Source organism: Streptomyces sp. NPDC058291, assembly GCF_042880855.1.
In the GTDB taxonomy this organism is placed as follows: domain Bacteria; phylum Actinomycetota; class Actinomycetes; order Streptomycetales; family Streptomycetaceae; genus Streptomyces.
This window is the reverse complement of the sequence record NZ_JBHVYK010000042.1, coordinates 1-8,010: the sequence shown is the minus strand read 5'-3', so window position 1 is coordinate 8,010 and position 8,010 is coordinate 1. Positions and strand designations below refer to the sequence as shown.

Annotated in this window: 4 protein-coding genes, 1 tRNA gene and 5 pseudogenes; 2 read left to right on the top strand and 8 right to left on the bottom strand. The window is 68.9% G+C overall.

Annotated features, from left to right (window positions below):
- Positions 1 to 57: 57 nt before the first annotated feature.
- From lysA to ACFVYK_RS21455, 3 genes are all read right to left on the bottom strand, one after another.
- Positions 58 to 1,449 (bottom strand): diaminopimelate decarboxylase, encoded by a 1,392-nt coding sequence (gene lysA, locus ACFVYK_RS21465; protein WP_389776263.1) that lies wholly within the window; start codon positions 1,447 to 1,449, stop codon positions 58 to 60.
- 14 nt (positions 1,450 to 1,463) lie between these two features.
- Entirely contained in the window at positions 1,464 to 2,621 is a 1,158-nt protein-coding gene (nrtL, locus tag ACFVYK_RS21460) for an ArgS-related anticodon-binding protein NrtL (protein WP_389776261.1), read from the bottom strand.
- 141 nt (positions 2,622 to 2,762) lie between these two features.
- Positions 2,763 to 3,314, bottom strand: coding sequence for a PleD family two-component system response regulator (locus ACFVYK_RS21455; protein WP_389776258.1), 552 nt, complete (start codon positions 3,312 to 3,314; stop codon positions 2,763 to 2,765).
- A gap of 110 nt (positions 3,315 to 3,424) precedes the next feature.
- Between ACFVYK_RS21455 and ACFVYK_RS21450 the strand changes: the two genes are divergently transcribed.
- A tRNA-Arg gene (locus tag ACFVYK_RS21450) sits at positions 3,425 to 3,496 on the top strand.
- A 176-nt stretch (positions 3,497 to 3,672) separates the two neighbouring features.
- Here the strand turns inward: ACFVYK_RS21450 and ACFVYK_RS21445 are convergent.
- From ACFVYK_RS21445 to ACFVYK_RS21430, 4 genes and pseudogenes are all read right to left on the bottom strand, one after another.
- Positions 3,673 to 4,005, bottom strand: a pseudogene (locus ACFVYK_RS21445) (DUF6083 domain-containing protein); the annotation flags it as partial.
- 248 nt (positions 4,006 to 4,253) lie between these two features.
- Positions 4,254 to 5,628: pseudogene (locus ACFVYK_RS21440) on the bottom strand (tyrosine-type recombinase/integrase).
- Positions 5,625 to 5,795 carry a helix-turn-helix transcriptional regulator gene (locus tag ACFVYK_RS21435; RefSeq protein WP_389776362.1) on the bottom strand — a complete coding sequence of 57 codons (171 nt, stop codon included), beginning with the start codon at positions 5,793 to 5,795 and terminating at the stop codon, positions 5,625 to 5,627. The pseudogene ACFVYK_RS21440 and the gene ACFVYK_RS21435 overlap by 4 nt, the downstream one beginning before the upstream one ends.
- Positions 5,795 to 6,250: pseudogene (locus tag ACFVYK_RS21430) on the bottom strand (replication initiator); the annotation flags it as partial. The pseudogene ACFVYK_RS21430 and the gene ACFVYK_RS21435, both read right to left, overlap by 1 nt.
- Positions 6,251 to 6,326: 76 nt before the next feature.
- Here ACFVYK_RS21430 and ACFVYK_RS21425 point away from each other — a divergent pair.
- Positions 6,327 to 7,089 (top strand): annotated as a pseudogene (locus ACFVYK_RS21425) (IS5 family transposase).
- A 349-nt stretch (positions 7,090 to 7,438) separates the two neighbouring features.
- On the opposite strand, the pseudogene ACFVYK_RS21420 reads toward ACFVYK_RS21425, so the two are convergent.
- Positions 7,439 to 8,010: pseudogene (locus tag ACFVYK_RS21420) on the bottom strand (IS3 family transposase); the annotation flags it as partial.

The window sequence follows — 8,010 nt, the reverse complement described above, 5'->3', positions numbered from 1 at the left end:
AGCCGTGCGCCGCCCTACCCGTCACCCTCGCACCGGCCGCCGCTCCCGCCGTCGCGCTCAGCCGACGTCGAGCCGCAGCAGATCCTCCTCCGTCTCGCGCCGCACGACGACCCGCGACCCCCCCTCGTGCACGACGACGACCGGCGGCCGCAGCACGTGGTTGTAGTTGCTGGCCATCGACCGGCAGTACGCCCCCGTGGCGGGCACGGCGATGAGGTCGCCCGGCGCCACGTCGGCGGGCAGGAACGCGTCCTTGACCACGATGTCCCCGCTCTCGCAGTGCTTGCCCACGACCCGCGCCGGCATCGGCGGGGCGTCCGAGACCCGCGAGACCAGCGCGACGCTGTACTCGGCGTCGTACAGCGCGGTGCGGATGTTGTCCGACATCCCGCCGTCGACGGACACGTACGTCCGCAGCCCGTCGAGCGGCTTGACGGTGCCGACCTCGTAGAGGGTGAAGGCGGTCGGCCCGACGATGGCGCGCCCCGGCTCCACGGAGATGCGCGGCGTACGCAGCCGCGCCCCCTCGCACTCGCGGGTGACGATCTCGGTCAGCGCCTTGGCGATCTCGTGCGGCTCGCGCGGATCGTCGTCGCTGGTGTAGGCGATGCCGAGCCCGCCCCCGAGGTCGATCTCGGGCAGTTCGACCCCGTGCTCGTCACGGATGTCCTTGAGCAGCCCGACGACCCGGTGGGCGGCGACCTCGAAGCCGGACATGTCGAAGATCTGCGACCCGATGTGCGAGTGGATCCCGATCAGCTCCAGACCGTCCAGCTGAAGCGCCCGCCGCACGGCCTCGGCGGCCTGTCCGCCGGCGAGCGGGATCCCGAACTTCTGGTCCTCGTGCGCGGTGGCGATGAACTCGTGCGTGTGCGCCTCGACGCCGACGGTGACCCGGATCTGCACCCGCTGCCGCTTGCCCAGCGACTGCGCGATGTGCGCCACCCGCACGATCTCCTGGAACGAGTCCAGCACGATCCGCCCGACGCCGGCGTCGATGGCGCGGTGGATCTCGGCCGTCGACTTGTTGTTGCCGTGGAAGGCGATCCGGTCGGCGGGCATGCCGGCGGACAGCGCGGTGGCGAGCTCGCCCCCGGAGCAGACGTCGAGGTTCAGCCCCTCCTCGTGCAGCCACCGCACGACGGCCCGGGACAGGAACGCCTTGCCGGCGTAGAAGACGTCGGCGTCGGCCCCGAAAGCGGTGCGCCAGGCCCGGGCCCGGTCGCGGAAGTCGGCCTCGTCGAGGATGTAGGCGGGCGTTCCGTGCTGCTCGGCGAGGGTGACGACGTCGACGCCGCCGACGGTCACGACGCCGTCGTCGTCACGGGCGACGGTCCGCGCCCACACCTTGGGGTCGAGGGCGTTGAGGTCGGCGGGCGGAGCGGAGTAGTGGCCCTCGGGGAGGACGTCGGCGTGACGGGGCCCGGCGGGGTGGGCGGAACGGCTCATCTGGGCTTGCTCTTTCAGAGGTGGTCGGGTGCGTCGATGCCGAGCAGGGACAGGCCGCCGGCCAGCACCGCCCCGGCCGCTTCGGCGAGCGCGAGCCGGGCACGATGGGCGGCCGAGGGTTTCTCCTCGCCACGCGGAAGAACGGCGGGAAGCAGAACGAGCGTGGCGTCGGCCACCCCGACCAGATGCCGGGCCAGCCGGGAGGGCGCGGACAGATCGGGCACGAGCGCCGCCCCCAGCTCACGGGCCCCGCCGAGCGAGCGCACCACCGCATCCGCAGACCGGTGCGACGACCGGTGCGACGACCCTGCCGACGGCGCGGTGACGGCGGTGGCGAGGACGCGGGGGTAGTCCGCGAGAAGGTTGACGAGGCCGGCGGCGTCCAGCGGACCGGGCTGCGCGCCGAAGCCCAGGTCAGCGGCGTTGCGCCGCACGGCCCGGGTGCGGGCGTGGGCGTACCGGACGCGGAAGAGGGGATTGCCCTCGCGCTGGACCAGATGGTCGGCGGTGATGCGGGGCCGGTCGTGCGGGGCGGGATGGACCAGCGCCCAGCGAGCGGCGTCGAGACCGAGCGGAGCGGGATCCTCGGGAGCGGGAACCGGCCGGACGACGGTGCCGCCCCGGCTGTCGCCGCCGTCAGCACCGCAGCGGCCGACGGCCTCACGACCGAGGCCGTGACGGATGTCCTGGCCGGAGCCCTGGAGGGGGCCGTGGCTGACGTCGACGCGGCCGCCCTGCGCCCCGATGATCCGCGCGAGGACGTCGGCCAGCACCTCGGCCCGCACCTCGTACGGCACCCGCACCGGGAAGACCTCTCCGGCGAGCTCGTCACTGTGCCCGTACCGCGGACCTTCGCTGCTGATGCGCCGGACCAGATCGAGGACGGCGGCCCCGTCGACCGTGATGTTGAGAAACCCGGGCCCGGTGATCTCGACCCCCGAGACGCCCTCGGCGCCCATCAGATGCGGTCGGAGAACCTCGGCCACCCGAAGCGGCGTCTGCCCGGCCGGCCTGGCGAGCTGCAGGGCGATGTTGGTGGCGTAGTCCCCCCGCCCGCCGGGCCCCGGCGACGTGACCACGGCACGGGCGGGAACGTCCACGCTGAGCTCCCCCTCGTCGACAGCACGACGCACCGCGCACAGCACGGTACGGGAGAGCTCGACGGGGGTCACGGGCCAAGCGTAGGGGAGGAGGGGGGCGGGAAGGCGACCCGATTGTCCAGGGATCCCGAGATATGGACGCGAAGAACGAAACGAGGCCAAGAGAACGCGGAAGGAAGCGGAAGGGAGAACGCCCTACTCCCCCTACTCCCCCTACTCCCCGGCCACAGGCTGCCCGCCGACCCCGCCGCCTTTCCCCACCCCGATCGCAGCCCCGGGCCCCGGCCCCAGCCCCAGCCGCGACCGGAGCTCCCCGCCGCCCTCCCCTTCGCCGGCCCCCCGCCCCACCAACGCCTTGACGACGGAGACGAGTTCGGTGGGATCGAAGGGCTTGGGCAGAAACGCGTCGACGCCGACCTCGAGCCCGCTCTCGACCTCGTACTGCGTACAGGCGCTGATGATGACCAGGGGAAGATCACGCGTCCGCGGATCGGCACGCAGCCGAGCGGCGGTGCGCAACCCGTCCAACCGGGGCATGACGACATCGAGGGTCACAAGATCGGGCCGCACCTGATGAACGACATCCAGACACTCGGCACCATCGGACGCGGTCACGACCTCGAGGCCCTCCAGCTCGAGATTGACCCTGATCAGCTGCCGGATGACCTTGTTGTCGTCCACAACAAGCACCCGGCCGGACGCGCCTGACACAACTCGAGAGTAGGTCGGGACCGGCCACCGCGTCCGGGTTTTCCCCACTTCCACCCCGTGCGAGCGACCCGGCCTCCCGCTGCCCCGCAAACCCGTTCCTGATCACCCCGAGCGAGCTGGTAGTGTTCTACCCGTCGCCGCGAGCAACACCTCCCGACCGACACGCCCCCGTAGCTCAGGGGATAGAGCAACGGCCTCCGGAGCCGTGTGCGCAGGTTCGAATCCTGCCGGGGGCACCTTGCAGAAGGTGCCCAAAGACCCCGTCACCAGCGGAAACGCTGAGGCCGGGGTCTTCGCGTATGTGCAGCCGTGTGCAGCCCACGGCGACCCTATGACGCGGTCTGTGGACTATTCGTGGACAGGATCTTGGGGCATCTGCCCTGGTCAGCTCCGGGATTTCCTACCGCGTCAGTCAGCCGGCGTCCGGCCACTCCTCGGGAGGCAGAGGCGGCGGCTCCGGGTCGGTCCGCCGTTCCACCTGCCGCCCGTTCTCCACTCGCAGGCTGGTCAACCACGGCCATAGATCCGGCAGAGCCTGCTGCGGACAGGCGAGGCGGTGCTCGATGCGACACCGCTGGAACGGATCCGGCGGACACACTCCGTAAACCGTGACCCGCCCATCGGACAGCTCGATCCAGCGGTGGTCCGCCGGCACTGTGTGGGCCAACGGGTGCATGTCCGGCTCCAACAGCACCCACTCGTGCTCAAGCGTCGCCACCCGATCCTGTATGAGCCCGCAGTTTGGGCACCGGTTCTGCCCTCTGCCTCAGCGGTGCCGCTTCTCATCTAAAACCCCCATAACGTGAGGGTCCCCAGGCAGTCGGGCAAGGCGTAGAGCACGAACCAGCCGGAACACCTGGGGCGGCAGTACGCCGATGAGACGGGACGCGACGCGGCAGGTGCAACCAGCACCTACCGGCAGAGGAAGCACGGCCGAGACACGGCGAAGCCCCCAGCCATTGGGGGCTGGGGGCTGACGGCCTACGTGCACGATTACTCGTACTCGCGCAGCAGCTCCTCAATCTTGCGGTTGGCCACCTTCTGCCGACCATCGATGCACTTGGCGTAGCGCGACAGCAGGACCTCCACACTGTTGCCCGCCCGTTCGGCAACCTCGGTCGCATCCACTCCGGAGTTGAGCCAGGTGGACAGCGCCGAGTGCCGCAAGTCGTACGGCCGCGCAGCGAGCGGAGAGGCTACGGCAGCCGGCGGAAGCGCCAGAAGCCGGGCTTCCTGCCAGACCCGGTAGTAGGTCGACGAGCCGACCACTCCCCCACGCTCGTTGGTGAACATCCGCCCGTCGTCCGCAGTCCCGAAGGTGTCGAGGTGCTGCCGCAGAATGGCGACGAGCTGAGGCGGGATCGGCACGGGACGGACTTCTTCCGCGGGCCGGTTCTTCAATCCGCGGTCGTCATGTGTCTCACCGGAGTCCGTCCACTGCTTGCCCGCACTGGGCCGGGTCCGGTGAAGAAGCGCCGTACCCCAGCCCGCCTCAGGCAGCTTCAGATCCGCTTCCGTGAGTCCCACAACCTCGGCGGGTCGGAAGGCGCCGTAGTACATGCAGGCGAACAAGCCGACCAGTCGGCGGCCGCGGGCCCGGCCGTATCCGCCTACGTACGAAACATCGGTCAGGAGGGAACGCGCCTGCTCGGTATTTGCAACCACACGCGGATCAACTTCCCCCGCAACCTTCGGCTTCTTCCACCGAATTGCACTGATCGGATCCTCTTTGAACTCTCCGAGATCCACTGCATAGTGCAGGGCATTGACGAGCGTCCGGCGCTTCCGACGTACGGTTTCCGCGGCAGCCGCCGTTCCGTCGAGCTTCAGCTTCAGCGAGTCCAGAACAGCCCTGGCGAGGGCGGCGTCCCCAAGGTCAGCCAGGGGGCGCGATGCCTTGGAGACCCAGTGCACAGCACGCTCGCGACGTCATCCGGCAAGTCACGGTCATCAGGGCCAGGCAGGACGAAGGCCCAGGTGCGCAGCGCCTTCCTGATACCTCCTCGGGAGGCCGTCCCGGCCGGTCGTCCAGAAGCGCCATGGTCACCGCGGTCAACGACTCGTTGATCCCGCTACGCGTGTTGGGGGCCGCATGCGGCCACTTCATGGCGAGGTACTTGAGAGCGAAGGCGTACCAGTTCGTCGAGGCCGCCTGTTCCACCATCGAGTCAAGCAGTCCGGTGACTGTGTCGAACTCTTCACCAGCATGGGCAGCCCGGAGGAGTTTGGAACGGTAGTGATCCGCCAGCCCTTTGGTGCGGAACTGATCGGAGAACACATTCCCGGCGACGATCCACCGGACGTCGTACGACGACTTCTTCGTGTTCCTCTTCCGAACGCCCCACACCTTCACATCGAGAGACTTCACGCCGCCGCCTCCAACTGTCGAAGCCACGTGGTGAAGTCACTCCGCCAAACACGGAGCTCTCCGTTGGGCAGCTTGAACGCGGCTGGCCCGTATCCCAGCTGCCGCCAGCGGTAGAAGGTGCGCCGGGAGACTCCGCCCAGCTCGCCGAGGATCTGCGGAACGGTCATCAGTTCGTCTCGTCGGCGGTCCACGACGAGTCTCCTTCCGTATTCGAGGTGTCGGGTCGCCGTGAGGTGGCGAGCCAGGATTCGGCAGCGGTCAACCCGGTACCGGCAAAGCGCCAGTGCGAGAGGACGAGGACGGTGTCCGGGTCCGGGAGGGGGTGGCCGGCCAGGGCCGCGCGTTCGCGGGTGAGTGCTTCGTTGTGGTCGGCGCGTTCCTGGCGGAGGGCACCGAGGGTTACGGAGTACGCGCGAGATTTCGTCGAGAAGTGGCCGCGGAAGCCGAGCATGTGGGCCCACTTGCGCAGCCGGAGTTCTTCGAGTTCGGGCAGTCCGCCGAGGTGCCAGCAGGTGAGGATCATCTGCCGGGCATGGTCGGTGACGTCGGTGCCGATCAGGTCGGTGATGGGGTTGCGGATCGGGCGATCGATGGTGCCCGTCGCGCTCTCCGCGCCCTTAGACGTCATCTCATTTGGTTGGGTAAGCTGCCGATTGTGGCAGGGATCGTTGAGCGTGGTGCCGGACGAGTTGTGGGAGATGTTCCGGCGGGTGGTGCCGGAGGCGCCGTCGCGACCTCAGGGCGGCGGCCGGCGCCGACACGGCGACCGCGAAGTTCTGGCCGCAATCGTCTTCGTAGCGACCTCAGGCTGCACATGGCAGCAGCTGCCATCCGCGTCGTTCGGTCCGTCAGGAGCGACGGCCCACCGACGCTTTGCCGAGTGGACGAAGGCCCGCGTGTGGGCAAAACTCCATCGCCTGGTCCTCGACGAACTCGGCTCTCGCGGCGACTTGGACTGGTCCCGCTGCGCGATCGACTCGGTGAACCTGCGGGCCCTGAAAAGGGGGAGCTGACAGGCCCGAATCCTGTGGATCGGGGCTAGTACGGCTCGAAAATCCACCTGATCACCGAACGGACCGGTCTGCCCCTGTCCGTCGGAATCTCCGGAGCGAACCTGCACGACAGCCAGGCCCTGATCCCCCTGGTGAAGGGCATACCGCCGATTCGCTCCCGGCGCGGACGCCGGCGGCGCAGGCCGGCCAAACTCCACGCCGACAAGGGATACGACTACGACCACCTGCGGCGATGGTTACGCGGACGCGGCATCCGGCACCGCATCGCCCGCAGAGGCATCGAGTCCTCGACTCGTCTGGGCCGCTACCGCTGGACCATAGAACGCACCATGTTCTGCTCGCCGGATGCCGCAGACTGCACCGCCGCTACGAGCGCAAAGCCGAGCACTTCCTGGCCTTCGCCAGCATCGCCTGCACCCTCATCTGCTACCGCCGCATCACCAAATGAGATGAAGTCTAAGAAGGCACGCTCGTGATCGTGTTACGAGCTCCAATGAAGGTTCAGACGCCCCCGATAGAGAGTTCGTCATCCGCTGCTCGGGCTCGGATCCACCCCTAAAGCGGTGCTCAACCAGCCGTGGCCTATCCGTGGACTCGTCCCGCCTGATCTGCCGCGCGCAGGGCTTCCAGCTGCCACGTTGCCAGGACCCAAGCGGCCTCCGGACACGTGTCCCGGGGCTGCAGGTTCATCGTGCCATGCTCGGCATCGCACACCTGCACAAACTAGCCCTCCCTGGATGACCCAGAGCCCAGTCCGAGGTGGTCGGGACTGCTGCATGATCGGGTGACAGCGGGGTTTATGCAGCCAGAGCTGCGGGTGGGGTCATGATGGTCTCGTACTCGACGGGGGTCAATCGGCCCAGGCGTCTCTGGCGCCGGCGCCGGTGGTAGGTCCGCTCGATCCAGGTGACGATCGCGATCCGCGGCTCCTGTCGAGTGGCCCAGGTGCGGCGATCGAGGACGTTCTTCTGCAGCAGCGCGAAGAAGCTCTCCATGGCGGCGTTGTCGCCGGCGGCCCCGACGCGGCCCATCGAGCCGACCAGGCCGTGCCGAGTGAGTACGGCAGCAACCTTCCGTGACCGAAACTGCGAGCCGCGGTCCGAATGCACCACGCAACCGGCCACCTGGCCGCGGCGGCGACGGCGGACTCCAGCGCGGCCACGGCGAGGCGGGACTCCATCCGGGCGTCGATGGAGTAGCCCACGATGCGGCCCGAGTACACGTCCTTGACGGCGCACAGATACAGCTTGCCCTCGCCGGTTGCGTGCTCGGTGATGTCCGTGAGCCACAGCCTGTTCGGCCTGTCCGCGGTGAAGTCGCGCCGCACGAGGTCGTCGTGGACCGGCGGTCCGGACTTGGCGTTCTTCCC

What these genes read in the sequence shown, in the direction of transcription:
- ACFVYK_RS21435 (WP_389776362.1), bottom strand. Translation starts at nt 5,795, where the DNA reads ATGACCGTTCCGCAGATCCTCGGCGAGCTGGGCGGAGTCTCCCGGCGC.
- lysA (WP_389776263.1), bottom strand. Translation starts at nt 1,449, where the DNA reads ATGAGCCGTTCCGCCCACCCCGCCGGGCCCCGTCACGCCGACGTCCTC.